The organism is Paenibacillus andongensis (assembly GCF_025369935.1).
GTDB lineage: Bacteria > Bacillota > Bacilli > Paenibacillales > NBRC-103111 > Paenibacillus_E > Paenibacillus_E andongensis.
Window position 1 is genome coordinate 5,738,665 of record NZ_CP104467.1, and the last position, 17,536, is coordinate 5,756,200.

14 protein-coding genes are annotated in these 17,536 nt (G+C 45.5%); 6 read left to right on the top strand and 8 right to left on the bottom strand.

Annotation, left to right across the window (positions count from 1 at the left end):
• Nucleotides 1-3: 3 nt before the first annotated feature.
• Nucleotides 4-1,677, top strand: a complete 1,674-nt coding sequence (locus NYR53_RS25755) for a type 2 periplasmic-binding domain-containing protein (RefSeq protein WP_261301962.1) — start codon at nucleotides 4-6, stop codon at nucleotides 1,675-1,677.
• Between the two features lie 82 nt (nucleotides 1,678-1,759).
• Here NYR53_RS25755 and NYR53_RS25760 read toward each other — a convergent pair whose 3' ends face one another.
• The 7 genes from NYR53_RS25760 to NYR53_RS25790 all read right to left on the bottom strand — a co-directional run bounded on the left by NYR53_RS25760 (nucleotide 1,760) and on the right by NYR53_RS25790 (nucleotide 12,661).
• Complete coding sequence (locus NYR53_RS25760; RefSeq protein WP_261301963.1) at nucleotides 1,760-3,358, bottom strand: response regulator transcription factor; 1,599 nt, start codon at nucleotides 3,356-3,358, stop codon at nucleotides 1,760-1,762.
• On the bottom strand, nucleotides 3,352-5,121 hold the full coding sequence (locus NYR53_RS25765; RefSeq protein WP_261301964.1) for a sensor histidine kinase: 1,770 nt from the start codon (nucleotides 5,119-5,121) through the stop codon (nucleotides 3,352-3,354). Before NYR53_RS25765 ends, NYR53_RS25760 begins: the two co-directional genes overlap by 7 nt.
• Nucleotides 5,122-5,152: 31 nt before the next feature.
• Nucleotides 5,153-6,775 carry a type 2 periplasmic-binding domain-containing protein gene (locus tag NYR53_RS25770; protein ID WP_261301965.1) on the bottom strand — a complete coding sequence of 541 codons (1,623 nt, stop codon included), beginning with the start codon at nucleotides 6,773-6,775 and terminating at the stop codon, nucleotides 5,153-5,155.
• Nucleotides 6,776-6,856: 81 nt separating this feature from the next.
• Complete coding sequence (locus NYR53_RS25775) at nucleotides 6,857-7,744, bottom strand: carbohydrate ABC transporter permease (RefSeq protein ID WP_261301966.1); 888 nt, start codon at nucleotides 7,742-7,744, stop codon at nucleotides 6,857-6,859.
• Between the two features lie 15 nt (nucleotides 7,745-7,759).
• A complete protein-coding gene (locus NYR53_RS25780) occupies nucleotides 7,760-8,722 on the bottom strand; it encodes an ABC transporter permease (RefSeq protein WP_261301967.1) in 963 nt (320 codons plus the stop codon).
• A gap of 623 nt (nucleotides 8,723-9,345) precedes the next feature.
• A complete protein-coding gene (locus NYR53_RS25785) occupies nucleotides 9,346-11,304 on the bottom strand; it encodes a methyl-accepting chemotaxis protein (protein WP_261301968.1) in 1,959 nt (652 codons plus the stop codon).
• Nucleotides 11,305-11,491: 187 nt separating this feature from the next.
• Nucleotides 11,492-12,661 (bottom strand): MFS transporter, encoded by a 1,170-nt coding sequence (locus tag NYR53_RS25790; RefSeq protein ID WP_261301969.1) that lies wholly within the window; start codon nucleotides 12,659-12,661, stop codon nucleotides 11,492-11,494.
• Nucleotides 12,662-12,800: 139 nt separating this feature from the next.
• Between NYR53_RS25790 and NYR53_RS25795 the strand changes: the two genes are divergently transcribed.
• From NYR53_RS25795 to NYR53_RS25815, 5 genes are all read left to right on the top strand, one after another.
• Nucleotides 12,801-13,133, top strand: coding sequence for a winged helix-turn-helix transcriptional regulator (locus NYR53_RS25795; RefSeq protein WP_261301970.1), 333 nt, complete (start codon nucleotides 12,801-12,803; stop codon nucleotides 13,131-13,133).
• A 38-nt stretch (nucleotides 13,134-13,171) separates the two neighbouring features.
• The gene (locus tag NYR53_RS25800; RefSeq protein WP_261301971.1) at nucleotides 13,172-13,831 is read left to right on the top strand and encodes an NAD(P)H-binding protein; all 660 of its coding nucleotides are present in this window, start codon (nucleotides 13,172-13,174) and stop codon (nucleotides 13,829-13,831) included.
• Nucleotides 13,832-13,851: 20 nt separating this feature from the next.
• Nucleotides 13,852-14,205 carry an MmcQ/YjbR family DNA-binding protein gene (locus NYR53_RS25805; protein ID WP_261301972.1) on the top strand — a complete coding sequence of 118 codons (354 nt, stop codon included), beginning with the start codon at nucleotides 13,852-13,854 and terminating at the stop codon, nucleotides 14,203-14,205.
• 181 nt (nucleotides 14,206-14,386) lie between these two features.
• Nucleotides 14,387-15,463, top strand: a complete 1,077-nt coding sequence (locus NYR53_RS25810; protein ID WP_261301973.1) for an alpha/beta fold hydrolase — start codon at nucleotides 14,387-14,389, stop codon at nucleotides 15,461-15,463.
• A gap of 45 nt (nucleotides 15,464-15,508) precedes the next feature.
• Complete coding sequence (locus tag NYR53_RS25815) at nucleotides 15,509-16,099, top strand: TetR/AcrR family transcriptional regulator (RefSeq protein WP_261301974.1); 591 nt, start codon at nucleotides 15,509-15,511, stop codon at nucleotides 16,097-16,099.
• Between the two features lie 88 nt (nucleotides 16,100-16,187).
• On the opposite strand, the gene NYR53_RS25820 is transcribed toward NYR53_RS25815, so the two are convergent.
• Nucleotides 16,188-17,348, bottom strand: coding sequence for a YhgE/Pip domain-containing protein (locus NYR53_RS25820; protein WP_261301975.1), 1,161 nt, complete (start codon nucleotides 17,346-17,348; stop codon nucleotides 16,188-16,190).
• Nucleotides 17,349-17,536 lie beyond the last annotated feature (188 nt).

Genomic DNA, 17,536 nt, shown 5'->3' on the forward strand with positions numbered 1-17,536 from the left:
AAAATGAGTACATTCAAAAAATCATGGCTGCTGCTCGTGGCGACTTCACTCATCGTGGTCTCGGCTTGCAGCACAAAGCCCGCAGACAACGCGCAGCCAGTCAATACCGCATCGAATGGAACCACTGCGTCCGATGCTGCATTCAAGAAAGGCAAATACGATCCGCCAATTGAGATCAGTACCGTATTGATGCCAAAGAAGTACGTTAAAGGCGACACTAAAGAGAACAATGTCCACGACCGTTGGATGCTGGAGCAGTTTGGTATCAAGCACAAAGATACTTGGTACCCTGCCGGCGGGGATCAATATAAGCAAAAGCTTCAGCTAGCTATTGCTTCCGGAGAGAAACTTCCTGATTTCGTCTTCGTACCGACTGACCCCGTATTGACGAACCAACTGATCGATTCCGGCCAGTTTATTGCCATTGACGAGCTGTTTGAAAAGTACGCCAACAAAACTTGGAAAGACCATACCATTCAACACCCAGAACTATGGTATCCTTTCATAAGGAATGGCAAGAAGTATAACCTGCCAATTCTTGAATATACCGACAATGACGATACAATGTTATGGCTTCGGGAAGATTGGATGGAAAAGCTGAATCTTACGGCTCCCAAAACGATCGCAGATTTAGAGAACGTGATGGACAAATTCAAGAATCAGAATCCGGACGGGCTTGCTGCTAAGGACGTCTATCCGCTCGCGATTTCCTTGAAAAACAATACGAACACATGGATGGGCGGCCTCGATTGGTTATTCGGGGCATACGGCTCTGTTGAGGAACAATGGAACAAAGACGCAAATGGTAAGCTTGAATATGGTTCCGTCAACCCAGGGGCCAAAAAAGCGCTAGCGAAACTTCAAGAATGGATGAACAAAGGCTATATTCATCCTGATGCAGCTTTATGGGACGAAGGTAAATCTGCTGAGATCTGGACAAAAGGAAATGCAGGCGTATTGCCTGGAGCAAACTGGGTTCCTGACTGGCCTGCTCCAGATTTGGTCAAGAACGTAAAAAATTCGAAATATAAAGCCTATCCGGTTCCCGCAGGTCCAGACGGACTGGCAGGAACCAAATGGCAAAATTCCGGCGTGAACAGCTCCTTCATGATTAATAAAGACGCAAAACATCCGGAAGCATTTTTCATATATTACAACTACATGCTTGACAACTTGGCTAACCCGCCAACCGGCAGCAAATTCGAATATGGCTTTGCCCAAGGCTACGACTGGGATATCGTGGATGGAAAACCAACTAGTGATAAAGAAAAAATTAAGGACTTCTCCAATGAGTTCCATTTCATAGCTGGACCAGCGCGGATTCCAGACCTGTATATGAAGACCTTGGTTAAGCTTGCAGACGGCAAAAAGCCGGAAACTCCTTATGAGAAGCAGATCGCGGATTTCCGCAAACCTGAAAACTGGTATGCCGCGAAAATCGTCATGTCACAAATGGACATTCGCAAGCAAAACTATTTTACAGGTGCTGCGACACCGACCATGATTTCGAAATGGAACCTTCTGCGTCAGTCTGAAATGGAAACATTCAACAAAATCATCTATGGCAAATTGCAGGTAAATGCGTTTGACGAATTCGTCGCTAGTTGGAAGACTAATGGCGGTGATCAGGTGACGAAGGAAGTTAACGAGTGGTTCACGTCTGTAACCAAAAAATAAATACTGTAGTAAGAAAACTACAATTTCAAAACGGGCGAAAGCCCGTTTTTTTTACGTCCTATTTGAGTGGCGGTCTCCTAAACTATTGGTTTTTTTTATATTCTGTCGGCGTAAACCCGGTATAAGCTTTGAACAGCTTGCAAAAATAACGATAATTGTCTACGCCGACAGCCTCTGCTACCTCATATATTTTCATCGTCGTCTGCGTCAGCAATTCTTCGGCCTTCTTCATTCGGTATCGGCTTAAATAATCGGTAAAATGCTCACCCGTCTCTTGCTTGAACAATTGCCCCGCATAAGAAGGATGAAGCTGCACGCGCTCCGCAAGATCGGAAATTTGAATATCCTCTGCATATTTTTCGTGAATAAAGCGGCACATGCTTTGAACTTCCTTGCGGTAAGTCAGCCTCTCATGCTCCCCGAATGCCCGATCCAGCTCGTTAACCGTTTGATCCCACCAGCAGCCAAACTCCTCCCAAGTCTCAACCGATGCAAGATCGGTCATTCGCTCCGTAACGGAAGCTGGAATTTCCGATAAAGCCGGATCGAGCAGCTTGTGCGAGACATGGATCAGCTCCGCAGGACGCAAGGGTGGAACTCCCTCTTGCAGCAGTGGCGTGATCGCCTCGCGGAACGAGATGGTTGAACGCTGCTGCAGTGCTTTTCGAACCGCTGCAGCCCACTCCCGATACTGCGAAGGGGGAATCACCGCGAACCGCTCAGGCGTCGCGTCGGAAATCATCGGTGTCGGATGATAAAAGAAAGCGTCTAGAGCATCCGCTCCCGCGCGGACCAACTCCGCCCAATTCACTTCGCCCATCTGTCTAAGATGGGCATGTGCATGCCCCCGAACGCCAGTTACAGTACGTACATCATCCAGAACAGCCCCTGCTTCCACACGAAGAAAGCTAAGTCTAGCGGCAGCGCTATGGATATTCGGCACACGCATAAACACAAACAGCTTGTCGTTTCTCCAAGGCACAGTGACAGCGACGAACTTGCCAACACTCACGCTATCTCTGTACCGTCGCTCAATAACTTGTCCTGCCTCAGACTGCAGACGTATTGCCTGCTCGCCCTGCTGACTCGCGGTTCCAAATAACTCCCGCCCGCTCCAACCGATGGACAGTAAAGCGACGATGCCCGACTGCCTTTCGATTGTATCAAGTCCCGGCGGCAGTGGGTGTGCACCCAAGGAAGCCGGAGCAGATAACATCCGCTCCAGCCATTGTCGTCTTTCTTGCCAGTCGCTTTGCCGCTGCTGAAGCCCTTGAAGCTGCAGCCGGTGCGCCACGTCCATGTCACGGTAGATTTCTTCGGCGACCTTACGACAAGCTGTCAGTAGCTGATCAGCCTCCTGCACCTGCTTGATCATGTAACCTGACACGCCAATCGATATGGCGCGCTTGGCGAAATCAAATTCCCCATACGTTGTCAAAATCATGATATGAACCTGCGGGTATCTCTCCCGCACATACTCGGCTAGCTCCAGTCCGTCCATATCAGGCATCATGATGTCAGTTAGCAGGAGGTGGGGAATTTCCTGCTCCATGATGCGGATCGCTTCTTTCGCACTAGAGGCTGGTCCGATCAGCGTGAAACCAGCAGAAGCCCAGTCGATCCACTGTGAATAATGCTCCCTTACCCACTGCTCGTCGTCCACTAACAACAGCTTCAGCATGCTTCTCTCCCCCCTTCAACCTTTACCCGCCAAGCTTCAGGGCCATCCGGCTCAGGTAGTCTAACGCAAATTAGCAAACCCTCCTCTGACTCCTCAGGAAAGCTTAGACCGTAAGACTCGCCGAAATGAAGCCGGATTCGCTCGTGAATGTTGCGCAAGCCTAAATTGTTCAGACCTTTATGTCGCCCCAATGAAGGAACGCCGGCGAGAAGAGATTTTAGCTTAGAAGGTTCGATGCCAGGGCCCGTATCCGACACTTCAAGCCATGTTTCCCCTTCAGCGGACGCCATACCTGCCACGATAATATGATTCGTTTCGCCCGTTCCGAGTCCGTAAAAAATACTATTCTCGACGAGTGTAATCAACGTGAGCTTGGGTATTGGGGCAACGAGCGACTCGTCGCGTACAACGAGATCGAGTCGGAAGACGTCCCCGTACCGCAGCTTCATGAGTACATCGTATTGCTCCAGCTGCCGCAATTCCTCCTCCACCGTTACGATGTCTCCCGTTTTGTCCGTCGAATACTGCAGCAAGCCAGTCAGGGCGCGCAGCATCCCTGCCATCTCCGCCGCACGTCCCGCCTGATCCAAACAATAGATCGCGCTTAGCGTATTATGAAGGAAATGTGGGTGAATTTGCGATTGCAGAGCTTTCAACTCGAGCTGCCGCTTCTTCTCCTCTACCAAGCGCAGATCGTCGAACAACGTCTGAATGCTTTCCATCATTCGATTAAATGCATCGGTAATAAAGGCGAACTCATCGCTACGCTTGAGCGATACCCTTGCATCAAGCGCTCCGCGTGCTCCCACCTTCATTTGCTTAGTTATTGCGCCAACGGGTACTTGGATATACCTAGCAATCCACATAGACAGGAAAGCCGCTAGTATAACCGCCACTAGAAGCACCACCACTATCTGCTGCTCCAGTAAGGCGAGCAACGGATAGGCTTCCGATTCCTTTACGATGGAGAAGACAACCCAGTTCCAGCGGTTCTGATCGCTCCTTAGCACCTTATATGCAGCGGTCTCCGTGTGAACCCTATCGTAGTACCTTTGATTGGCAGAGGTAAGAGACTGCAGGTGACCGACGATAGACTCATACTCCATCATTCCGGCCCGTGATGTTAACGGCATATTAAAGGCGATAGGCTGACCATGCTCGGTAAACAGGAACACAGCCTTTTCCTTGTTCTGTACAACCGAAGGACCCGTCAGTGAAGACAAATTCAAATCGAACACGATAATCCGCTTCGCATCGATCCGTTTGGCGACCGATAGCGACTGCCTTCCCCCCGATTGATAAGGTGGACTCCACCATACACCGCTATCACCGGACATTTGACGCACAATATCAGCAACCTGTTTTTCTGGGACGAAAAATTGATACGAAAAAGGAGAGCAGCTTGAAATCGCCTCTCCCTCAATCAAAAAAATAGCATCGAATTCCTCTGAGTGCTGGGTCATCATGGTTTCCAGCAGTCTTGCGATATCCTCTTTCCCCAGACTGTCGTTAATGATTGGATTGGACAAAAGCAGCAGCAAGCCTTGAATATTGTTCATAAATGTTTTCAAATAATTCTCGACCTGCACGACCGAATCCTGAAGCACGGCCTCGTTGTTTTGTTTGATCGGATTGAACAGCCGTTGATAGCCGAACAACCCGATCACCAAAAACAGCCCAACTACTGACAGAAAGACAAGAACGAACAGCTTTGTGCTAATCCCCGTGTACCTTCGGTTCCTTAACCTGCGCAATAGCCACATTGCCAATGTCTCCTTTGGATCAAACAGTGTCTCAGTTATCGCTCATAAATTTGATCGATTTACCGGATGCCTGCGTCACTTGCTCGGCGTAATAACCGAAGATGTTTTTGCCGCCGTATTTGTTCATCAGCTCAGCCCGGTATTGCGGCCAATTGGAAGCATCTTTTTCCTTGAATAAAATCTGGATGTGATACTCGCTCATTTTTTTACGGAGTGTCGCCAAATCCATACCTTCTTTGATCGTCAGGCTGGTTCCGACCGAAGGCAGCAGCTTGTAGGACTTCAGCTTCTCGGAAATCTCTTTATCCCTTGCCGTGATGTTTTTGTCGATAATCTCAAGGCCAAACTTATCCGTCTGACCCTGTACAAAATTAGCAAACCAATTATAGATATTGAGGAAATTTCCGTTATCAAGAACATCTCTTCTGTAAGCATCCTCGATCCGCTCGATTTGCTTTCCATTGCGCTTGTAGTGAACGCCTTCTAACCCATATTGAGTTAGCAAGTACCCCTCCTCGCTTGCCAGCCAATCCAAAATCTCGATCGATCGCTTCGCCTTCTCTTCTGACGTTTTGGAGCTGATCAGGAATGGGTTGCCCGGGAGCAGCTCGACCCATGTTCCGGTCTTGGCTCCGATATGGAACGGCTGCCAATCGACGTTCGCCACGCCGGTTACCGCCTTCGTCTTCACCTGCAAGCCGTTTGCATTATTGTCATAGGCGTCGTTGCCCCCCGCAGACAGTACGATGCCGACTTTGCCCTGCGTCGCTTTCTCGATGTGCTGCCCGCTTTTATTTAGCAACCAGTCAGGGTCGACCACATTCATGGCTAGCAGTTTACGGACATCCTCCAGCACTTTTTGCATCCGGATATCGGTACGGACATCAACAAACTGATCGTTCTCGATCACGAAATCACCTACGAGGCCGTTCTTAATGAATTCCGGGAAATCGAAAGGCAGTGATGTGCCGTTACCGCTTGTCGAAAAGCCGAAGGTGTCGTTCTTGCCATTGCCATCCGGATCTTTTTCAGTGAAAGCTTTCATGACGGTAACCATTTCATCGTATGTTTCAGGCATCTTCAAGCCCAGCTTATCAAGCCAATCCTTACGGACGTAATACGAGCGATACACCTTCTTCGTATACGGAACCGGAGCACGTTTGAAAACGTTTTGCACCTGGTACTGTGCGAGATCGGTTGGCGTAATCCAATATTTAAAGTAGTTCGGCATCGCTGCAGGGGTGACGAGATTGGTCATATCTCTTGCGATGCCGTCCTTGATGTACTTGACTGACTCCAGTCCGTCCATATAAAACAGATCCGGGATGTCGCCGGAAGCGATCATTGTATTGATTTTACTGAGATAGTCAGGCCCCGACGCCATATACAAAAGTTTCAAATCGACGTTGAATTTTTCTGCGATTGCTTTTTTAACGAAATCTTTGTCTGCTGCCGGCAATTGCGAACTGTTTGCCGCATTGACAAACCAAGTGAGCGCCAGCTTTTCTTTCTTCGCCGGGGCCGCAGGCGACTCTCCAGCTTTTACTGAAACGGAAGGAGAGGAATTCGTCCCTACGTCTGATTTACTGCTGCATGCTGCTGCGATAAGTGCCGTTGCTAATAGAAATGCCGTTATTGTCGCTGTCTTTTTCATACGCATATAGACCTCCTAATGCTTTTTTATGTATTTCCTTCGTATGCTGCTCAAGTCGGCAAGCCTATGAAGAATGACACGTCATCCTTTGATTGAACCAATCAGCATGCCTTTCATAAAATATTTTTGCAGAAACGGATAAAGGACAAGTACAGGTACGATTGCAATGACGACGACCGCCATTTTGACTGTCTCTGGAGGGAGTGATTGCAAATCCGATTGCGGCACCGACAGCTCTTGGCTGACGCTTGGCGTCATAATCATGTTGCGCAGTACGACTTGTAGCGGATACAGCTCGCGCTCATGCAAATACATGATGCCGGCGAAATAGGTATTCCAATGTCCGACTGCGAAAAAAAGCGTGAGTGTCGCGAGAATCGGCAGCGAGAGCGGCAGTACAATGCGCAGCAGCGTTGCCAAATCGCCGGCGCCGTCCACCTTCGCCGCCTCCTCTACCTCGTGCGGCAGTCCTTCGAAATACGTCTTCATGATCAGCAGATTGAAGGACGAAATCATGCCGGGAATGACTAGCGCCCACAAGGTATTCATCATTCCGAGCGCTTTGACGATCATATAGACGGGGATAAGTCCACCCGAGAACAACATCGTAAAGATGATAGCAAGCAGCATGGCGTTCCTGCCCGGCAAAAACTTTTTGGACAATGGGTAAGCAAGCGCCGTCGTGGCTATCAAATTGAGCATGGTTCCGGCTACGGTAATAAATAGGGTCACCTGCAGTGCATTTGGCACAACATTGCTGCCCAGCACAGTCCGGAACGCATCAAGTGTGAAGACACTGGGGAATAGTACGAATCCACCACTGCGCAGCACCTCGGTATAGGGTGTAACGGATACGATGAAAACATAGTAAAGCGGAAAGAGGGTCGCTAAACAGAACAAGCCTAGCCCTGCGTACAAAACGACATCGAATATCTTGTCGGGTGTTTTCTTTTTTAATACAATCGACATGTCAGCATCCTCCTGTCACCATATGCCCGATCCTCCGAATCGTTTGGCGAGCTTGTTTGCGCCGAGCACCAGGATGAGCCCGATCACTGACTTAAATACGCCCATTGCGGTTGGGACGCTGAAGTCCAGCTGCTCAATCCCTCGCCGGAATATCCAGGTATCGAGAATGTCGCCAACGTCATACACCCTTGCATTTAGAAAAATGTACACCTGATCGAAGCCCGCATCCAAAATATGTCCGATTCGCAAAATGATCATCAGCATGAACACATCGCGTATACCGGGCAGGGTAACATGCCACATTTGTTGCCCTCTGCCAGCCCCGTCCATAACAGCCGCCTCGTACAGCTCTGGATTGATCGATGATAAGGCTGCCAAATAAATGATCGCCCCGAAGCCCGTATTTTTCCAGATGTCCGTTATCAGCAGCATCGGCCGAAACGTATCGGAATTCGTCATGATGTCGATATTGCCCCAGCTCATATCACGAAACAGTGTCGTCACCAGACCTGATCCCGGCGCGAAGAATGAGAACACAAGGCCGTAGACGATAATCCACGATAAGAAGTGCGGACCATACGTAATGGTCTGAACGATCCGTTTGAACCAGTTGACCCGAACCTCATTCAACAGCAGTGCGAGGATAACGTCGGGGAACATATTGAATAATATCCGGTAAGTACTTAGCAATACTGTGTTTTTGAGCAGCAGAGGGAATTCTGGCGAGTTAAAAATTTTACGAAAGTTGTCCAGTCCTATCCAGTCGCTGGCCCAAAAGCCTTTCATCAGATTGTAGTCCTTGAAAGCAATAACCAAGCCTACCATCGGCGCATAATGAAACACTAGATAATAGAGCAGCCCCGGCGCTGTAAGTATATAAAGCCAGCGATACTTTGCGATCGTCCGCCAAAAACCGCGCTTTACGCCTTTAGGCGGTACGATAGTTTGTCCCGTTATGGTCAACTTGCTGGCTTGCATATAATTCCCCCTTCTCCAGTGCTCCGGTATTCTTATCCCCATAAGTGAAGCGCTTACAAACTCTCTCTATAAAATAGTATAGGAGTGAATCCGAACCGAAAATAGCACCACATTTCAATAAAATGTCCAAAAATTAAAGAACTGCGCACTTTTGTTTTAAGTTTGGCCGTAATAATGAGCCGCCCATCATGCAGGACGTGATTCGCAAATAAACCGAGGCTGCAGCCAAAAGAATTATTCGGATTTAAACACGAAACAGATATGAGCACTCCGGTGATCTTCGTGATTCATTCCGTGTGCCTCATCATAACGGTTTTAAGGCAAGTAGGTTACAGCTATTACCAATGTTGTATATACTGCAACAATTCATATGCCAAATGGCCATTTTGTTCGTTGAAGTTGCAGTACGTACAACATTTTAGACCCCAATTGTTGCAAAATGGCCTTATAATTTTTGTTGTACGTTATACAACATCTTGGGAGATAAGCGGGATTTAGGCAGAAATTGTTGCACTTTTTACAATATGTTGCTAAAAATCATAGACAGGGTGTAATCATCGCTTACCCCAACACCCCAAACATACAAAAAAGGACAACCCCTTAAAGGTTGTCTTTGTTCAATTCTAGGTTCTAAACTTTTCATTTATCTCTTGAAGTTCAATAGCCATCTTAGATAATGACTCTGATGACGCTGCGATTTCTTCCATCGATGCTAATTGCTCTTGTGCCGCTGCGGAAACATTCTGAGTAGCCGATGCGCTTTTCTCCACAACATTGAAAATGGTATCCATAGCCATAATCGTTTGCTCTGCACCGCTTGAAAGCTGCTGCGAAGACGCCGAAACGGATTGAATTTGTGCTTCTAATTCTACGACGGAATGCTGAATCTGGCGAAATAACTCTCCAGCCCTATTCATGATATCAATGCCTCCCGTCACTTCTGTGTATGTCTCATCCATGGATTTAACGGCTTGCTGCGACTCGGTTTGAATAATCTGAATCATATCGATGATTTGATGAGATGACTTAGCTGTCTGCTCCGATAATTTCTTCACCTCTTTGGCAACGACCTGGAATCCTCGGCCATGTTCTCCTGCTCGAGCTGCTTCAATCGATGCATTCAAAGATAACAGGTTCGTTTGAGACGATATTTCACTTATCAGAGATACAATCCCTTCAATTTGATTCGATTGTTTCATTAGATTTTGAATGACATGAGACAAGCTTTCGACAGTTCCTTTTATGGAGTTCATTTGAGCTACTGCCGTTTGGATGGTCACATTGCCTTCTTTGGATATATGAGTGGCTTGCGTTGCTTTATCCGAAACCGCTTGAGCGCTTGAAGCAATTTCTAAGACATCTTTGGACATTTCATCCACGATTCGCGCCCCTTGCTTGACGGTTCCAACCTGCTTCTCTGCACCTTCTGCCATTTGCTGAATATTTTCGGCGATGAAGTGGGTGGCATTCGAAGTTTGCTCCGAGCTTGCCGTAAGCTGCTCTGACGAAGCTGCTAACATGCTCGATTTCTCGCTTACCTCCATTAATACTAACTTCAACGAATCAATCATCTTGTTAAAAGTACGCCCAAGCTCTGAAATTTCATCTTTGGCCATCGTCTCTTTTACTCGCACGCACAGATTGCCTTCGCTAACTTGTTGCGAAACCGTAATTAAGCTTTTTACAGGAATGATGATCGAACGAATTATGAAATAAATCAATACAGCACCGATAATCATAGCGATCAGGACGATATACAAGGTATTTCTCAAAATCCCCGAAGCTTCTTTCATAATTTCCTGAAGAGAAATGGTCCCCGTTAACTTCCAGCCTGTTAAGCTGTTTGTTACGAATATCGATCTCATCGCTTCCCCATTTTGTTGGAACACGAAAGTGGACTCATCCGCTGCAAACATGGGTTGGGAGATATCAACCGGTACTGGAGTCCCTGCTTTCATAGTAGGGTGTACGAGATATGTTTTTGACTTGTCGACAATGGACATAAATCCGTTTTCTCCGATTTTAACCTTCAGCACTTCTTTTGCAAATTCGGTCATATTCAAATCGACCCCAATGACTTTGGAGCCATCCGCCGTCATTCTTGCAAGTGTAATAACAATTTCTCCATTTGTCGCATTGACGTATGGATCTGTAATGATCGTTTGGCCTTTGTTCTTCAGCGCATTTTCGTACCAGGGTCTTTTTCTAGGATCAAAACCTTCCGGTAGTGTCCCCTCCGGGTTTAGGATCATAACCCCATCCGATGTCCCAACATACGTTGATTCCAATTCGGGGTGAACGGCTTGAAACTTGGCGATTAAACTTTTGACTGTCGGTTCCGCACTACTAGTACTGCTCAGCTTATTCGGCAAACTATCAGCCAAAAAAGTGACATCCTTTTGGATCGGTTTGATGTATTCATCGATCAGCTTATTTAATGATTTAACATTTTGGGTCGTTTCCCCCATAATTTGTTGTTCTGCTTTATTTTTGGAGGTCTCATAGGAAAACCAACCTAGCGTTAAACAAGGAATGAACAAAATAGCGGCGAATGAAATAATCAGTTTGCTTTGCAATGACATGCGGAATGATCTCGCGGTTAGTTTCAATTGAATTCTCCTCTTGTTGCCTAAAATAGATGCATGAATTCAATCATATCTGGAACATGTTAAATGTCTTCTGGTTGAAATGTTTAATTACTATTAGATTCCCGTTAGGTATCTTAACAAGCAGTTCATAATTTGTAAGCTCACGTTTGAAGGGTACGGATCATTGGGGACTATAACTGTGTACCTTCTTTCCCGTAGAAAAACTGACTAAGGCAGCCGCTAACCCGAGCACAATTACGATGCTTGCCATCCATGGATGATAGTAGACAGTCGAAGTAGCGTTCGCCATCACTCCCCCCGCTCCAGCTCCTACCGCTAATCCCAAATGAATGATGGATGTGTTCAAACTGAGAACGAGATTGGATGACTGCGTCGCTTGTTGAATAAAATACGTTTGGATAGCTGGGCCGGTCACGAACATAGAGAATACCATAAGGGCGATTAACACTAAACTCATGATTAATGATCCGGACATAATAGGCAGTAGAGCAAGAGCTGCTGCATGAACAATAATACTCTGCGTAATGACGCGAGCCGCTCCCCATCGATCAACGCCATAACCACCTAAACGAGAACCGACGGCTCCGAAAATACCGAAAGCAAGCATAACGATACTTATGTTGGAAGCTTTCAAATGTAGGACGTCTTGTAAAAATGGCGTCAGATACGTAAATAAAATCGAATTACCCGACTCCCTAAAAAAGGTGAGAAACAAGCCGCTAACGATGACGAGACTTCCCAACACTTTAAATTGCTGCCTGAATGGAACCGGAGCGTCCCCCTCAATCTCTGGAAGAAGGCGGAAGATTACAAATGTAATTAACAGACTGAATAAGCCTAAAATAATGAAAATGGCTTGCCAACTCCACCAGTTCGTAATGGCAATTCCTATCGGAACCCCTAAGATCATAGCGCTGCTAAACCCAAGTACGATCGTGCCAATCGCACTTCCTAGTTTCTCCGCAGGCACTAATTTGGCAACCGCACCAAACACTACGACAAGATAAACGCCTGCGCTTACCCCAAGAATAATACGAGAAACCATTAGGACCGAAATCTCTGAACTCCCAAAAGAAGCCAAGCAGCCCAAGATAAATACAAACATTGAACCAAGCAGCACTTTCCTGCGCCCCATCCGGGAAGTAAGTGACACCACAATGGGAGTTCCAATCGCAAACGCAAGAGAATAGGCTGTGATTAGCTGCCCCGCAACAGCGATAGAAATGTTTAAGTCTTCAGCAATGACTTTAAGAATTCCGGCAACAACCAACTCGGAGGTCGCCGTTAGAAATACCCCTAGGGCAAGGATGTAGATAGACAGTCGATTCATTCGATTCATTCCTTTCTGCTATTCCGTGATCGTTTTATTGAAGTATAATAAAGTTACGATAATCATGTAAGAAGGCAAAGTATTTGGACATTATCCAAGTATTTTGACTAACTAACTATAAGTAAGAAGGTGAAGCCATATGGAACCTCTACAAAAAGAAGTACATGACTTCTCTAACATCTGTTCCGTATTGACAATACTTGGTGCCAAATGGGCATTCCTAGTGATCGCGGAGCTATCTAAAGGCCCGAAACGATTTAAACAGCTTCATCGAGATTTAGTGATCGTCAAGACACAATCCTTAACGGATGTGCTGAGGCATTTAGAGCAGAACGGGATTGTTCTACGTGAAGTAACTCCAACTGTACCCATCATGGTAGAATATTCATTGACGGAAAAAGGAATTGATTTTCAGACCGCTCTCAAAGAAATGGATAAATGGGCCAAGAGATGGGGAAGCAATAACCATTAACGCAAATTCGATACAATTGATGAGAAAGGTGTGATAGGTTGAACGTCCTTCTTTTCGGAGCTACGGGCATGGTCGGACAGAGCGTGCTGCGCGAATGCCTTCTCGATCCTCAAGTTCAAAGCGTACTAACAGTAGGTAGAAACACCACCGGTCAGAATCATCCCAAATTACACGAACAGGTTCAAACTAATCTTCTGGATCTATCAGACATTGAGCATATGCTGTCGGGCTTCGACGCTTGTTTTTTCTGCCTTGGTGTCTCTTCCGCGGGAATGACCGAAGACCGCTATCGGGCAATAACCTATGATATGACCATGCATGTTGCGGAGACATTAGTGAAATTGAACCCTAACATGTCATTCTTCTATGTAACAGGAATGGGAACAGATAGTACGGAAAAGGGGCGCAGTATGTGGGCGCGGGTGAAGGGAAAAACGGAGAATGATTTGCTTAAACTGCCTTTTAAGGCGGCTTACATGTTCCGTCCAGGAGGTATTCTTCCATTGCACGGCGTCAAATCCAAGACTAAACTGTACCAGAGCATTTACACCATAACGAAACCTCTCTACCCTTTGTTAGAAAAATGGTTCCCGAATTCGATTACAACTTCAGAGAAGCTCGGACGCGCAATGATCAAAATTGCCAAACATGGGTATCCAAAATCAATCATTGAGGGCCGAGATATCAATCTCATTTGAGAAATTGAGAGGAGATGCTCATGGTTACTGCTGATGAAATAAGAAGCATCGCGCTGTCATTACCGGAAACGGAAGAACATGACCATTGGGAAAAACCTTCCTTTCGTGTACGCAACAAAATTTATGCGGTCATCCAACCTGACGGTGTGTCACTCGTGATTAAAACGACCAAAGAGGATCGATTAGCTTACACCACGATGGATCCCGATGTTTATCAGCTGCCAGACAACTTCCAAAACTTAGCATTCATGATTATTCGAATGGATCGTGTCAATCACGAGGAATGTCGTACTATGCTTATTCTGGCCTGGAGCCTTGTAGCTCCGAAGAAAGTCGTTAAAGCTTTTAATGAAACATCAAAAGGTAAAAGCTAAAACAAGACTAACTTATATACACAGCCTATTATCGCTTGGGTAGCCAAGCGTTTTTTGTTGTTTCCACAAGTAAGGGCTAGATAAATAGCCTATTGACTGATGATTGAAAATGATTTAAGCTACAGATAAGAAATTTTAATGAATGAATTATTCATTCATAAATAAGAATAGAGGTGCACGAATGAATAAAAAACATTTAGTTTGGGATCTGCTCCTACGAAAGCTAAATCAGCGTAAAAATGCTAAGAAGCTAAACTACCATACTCCAAATGGCATCGCCCTGGAACGATTCATTCCGATTGGCGGCATTGATCAATGGATCACCATTCGCGGTGAAGATCGCAGCAAGCCCATCCTGTTCTTCATACACGGCGGTCCCGCATCAACTTATACCGTCTTCTCTCCATTGCTGCGTTCATGGGAGAAGCACTTTACCATCGTCCAATGGGACCAGCGCGGTGCAGGTAAGACGTTCCGCAGGAATGGTGTGAATGGGAGCGGAGATATTACTTTTGAAAAACTGGCAAGTGATGGACTCGAGGTTGCCGAATTCCTATGTAAGCATCTCAATCAGGAAAAAATGATTCTTGTTGGCAGCTCTATGGGAAGCATTATAGGTGTCATGATGGCTAAGCGCCGACCAGACCTCTTCCATGCTTATGTCGGAACTGATCAGAACGTTGGCCCAGATCCGGATCATCTATCTTACCAGATGACGCTAGAAGGACTTCGCGCTGCTGGGAACAAAAAGGGCATGCAGGCTATCGAGAGAATTGGACCCGATCCTTTGAAGTGGAGCCGCAAGGACTTCGATGAAAGGAACCAGTGGATCATTAAATCTACCACAACGGTTCCTAATATGATAATGGACATCATGCTGCCTGCTATTTTGTCGTCGCCGGGCCACACCATTCGTGACATTATAGACATTTTCAAAGGCATGAACTTCTCCTTGGACCTTCTTTTTGATGAACTCATGACCTTTGACATCCGCAATCTCGGGTTGGAATTTGACATACCATTTTTCATCTTCCAAGGTGATACTGATTTCATAACACCAACCGCATTAGCCCAAGCCTATTTCAATGATATTAGAGCTCCTCACAAAGAAATGGTTCTTATCCAAAATGCCGGCCATCTCGCTGCTTTTGCTCGGACAGATCAATTTCTAGATGAACTAAGAATGAGGATAAGTCCGCTTGTAGACTCGGCAAGCAAGAAGGTTGATATTTCACTTCATCTTGTGAAGCCTATATAATAAGTTTATAGAAATGTCATTATACAGATCGGAGATTGACGACCCTTGTCCCCATTAAATGAACAACAATTGACTCAGATTCGTGATGATCGCAGAGAACAGATTAAGAAAGCCGCACTAACGGTATTTGCCCGCCATGGAATTGCAGGAACTAAAATGAGCATGATCGCGGCAGAAGCTGGTATCAGTCAAGGCCTCTTCTACCGTTATTATAGCTCCAAAGATTCACTATTCATTGCACTCGTTCAAGAACTCATGGAAGAAGCAGGAAAGGAAATTGCTTACATTGCTCAAATACCTGGCACTCCCGTGGAACAACTTAAAGCGTTAACTCAAGGAATGCTGGATGAAGACAATAAACATGCCTTCATGCTTATTCAACAGGCACGAAAAAATGAGGATGTACCCGAAGAGGTCAAACAAGCCCTTGAAAAACACTCACCGAAAGTTCTAATTGATTTGCTAGTCCCACTATTTATCAAAGGACAGCAAGCCGGAGAATTCTCCGCAGGTGATCCCAGGGAGCTATTATCGTGGTATTTTAACATCATCAATAGTCTGATTATGCAAGAACAAGAATATGAAGAATATGGGTTCCCAAGCGTGGATATTCTCATGCGGATTATTACGAAATAACTCAAAAGAAACGATATCGTAAATAAAAAAAAGATTGCCCCTATCCGGTCTTTCATGACCAGGTGGTTGGCAATCTTTTTGGTTTCACTTAATGAGCGTTAGTTGGGAGAAAGTCTAACTGTTTTTTTGTCTCAATGCCGTTAACCTGTTTCTCTTGCTTCTTAAACATGGTAACCAAAACCGTTAGCAAGATACTGCTTAAAATGGTTGCAAAAAGAATCCATACATCTTTCCCCGTTTGAATTCCGCCAAATTGTACATTCATGATTCCTTCAACCGCATAGGTTGCCGGGAGAAATTGGCCCAAAGATTGATAAAAATCGCTTAACATTTGTTTCGGTACAATGGTTCCGGAAGTGACTAGCTGTAAAGATAGCATAGCCATATTTACAAACATGCCTGCCATCCCCAATAACGTAAGGAACGTCTGGGCGAAAAACATGAATGCCAAAAGAGTTAAACAATGAAACAACCAGAAGGTACCGAAGCCACTTCCCATTTGGCCGCCAAGCAAAGCGATCACAGAAGAACCAACAATCGAGATAAGGAATGCAGCAAATACTGTAATCAATGAACGGATGGCAACATGTCGCCATTTAGAAATAACTGTTCCTATCGATTCGGTTGCCTGATGGAGATTCATAGCCATTAACATCGCACCCACATAAGAGGCTAACACCAACATCATAGGTACCATTTGATTATGCATGCCGCGGACGGGATTCAAAAGTTGTTCATTTGACTTTACTTTATTCAAAAGATTTTGTGCAGTTTCTGACGCCTCCTGAGCAGGTAATTTTAATTGTTGTAAGGCGATCTGTGTTCCTTGAAGAGAAGCCTTGTGATTCAATTCATAGGTAACTTTGGTAACTAGGGTTTGCATAACGCTTTTAGTTAACTGTGGATTAGATTCGTTAATGAGATAGGATAGCTCCGCTTGCTTACCGGGTGTTGTTAATGATTGGCCAAAGTTAGTCGGGATCGTCAAAACTAAATGAACATCACGCCCAAGCAGATCAACCATCGCCTGCTCTTTTGTCGAGGATATGATTTCAAAAAGCAAATTACTTTGTAATTGGTTTTCGATGCTTTTACCGAACTCGCCATCTTCATTGACGATAGCAATTTTCAGATGAGAAACCCGATCCTGTACGCCATCATAGGCTGTCATCCAAACAACACAAAAAATAAGTTGAGCCATCAAGGCCACGACTACGGCCACAATGGTTTGTGGCTTTTTTAAATACATGAATAAAGAGTTCTTCATTTCGTTTCCCCATTCCATTTGATTGGTTACTATTAACATAGGTCAATATTAACCTATAAAATTTAATGAGTCAACAAAAATATAAGTTAAATTTAACCTATGTAAAAAAGTTGTTAATCATAAAGTTATAGATTAAAATGAACCTATTACATAAAAACAATTCATTATAC

Excerpts from the sequence above, each read along its gene's own strand:
- NYR53_RS25770 (WP_261301965.1), bottom strand. The coding sequence starts at position 6,775 with ATGAAAAAGACAGCGACAATAACGGCATTTCTATTAGCAACGGCACTT.
- NYR53_RS25790 (WP_261301969.1), bottom strand. The coding sequence starts at position 12,661 with ATGAATCGACTGTCTATCTACATCCTTGCCCTAGGGGTATTTCTAACG.
- NYR53_RS25785 (WP_261301968.1), bottom strand. The coding sequence starts at position 11,304 with ATGTCATTGCAAAGCAAACTGATTATTTCATTCGCCGCTATTTTGTTC.
- NYR53_RS25810 (WP_261301973.1), top strand. The coding sequence starts at position 14,387 with ATGAATAAAAAACATTTAGTTTGGGATCTGCTCCTACGAAAGCTAAAT.
- NYR53_RS25765 (WP_261301964.1), bottom strand. The coding sequence starts at position 5,121 with ATGTGGCTATTGCGCAGGTTAAGGAACCGAAGGTACACGGGGATTAGC.
- NYR53_RS25820 (WP_261301975.1), bottom strand. The coding sequence starts at position 17,348 with ATGTATTTAAAAAAGCCACAAACCATTGTGGCCGTAGTCGTGGCCTTG.
- NYR53_RS25795 (WP_261301970.1), top strand. The coding sequence starts at position 12,801 with ATGGAACCTCTACAAAAAGAAGTACATGACTTCTCTAACATCTGTTCC.
- NYR53_RS25780 (WP_261301967.1), bottom strand. The coding sequence starts at position 8,722 with ATGCAAGCCAGCAAGTTGACCATAACGGGACAAACTATCGTACCGCCT.
- NYR53_RS25760 (WP_261301963.1), bottom strand. The coding sequence starts at position 3,358 with ATGCTGAAGCTGTTGTTAGTGGACGACGAGCAGTGGGTAAGGGAGCAT.
- NYR53_RS25805 (WP_261301972.1), top strand. The coding sequence starts at position 13,852 with ATGGTTACTGCTGATGAAATAAGAAGCATCGCGCTGTCATTACCGGAA.
- NYR53_RS25755 (WP_261301962.1), top strand. The coding sequence starts at position 4 with ATGAGTACATTCAAAAAATCATGGCTGCTGCTCGTGGCGACTTCACTC.
- NYR53_RS25775 (WP_261301966.1), bottom strand. The coding sequence starts at position 7,744 with ATGTCGATTGTATTAAAAAAGAAAACACCCGACAAGATATTCGATGTC.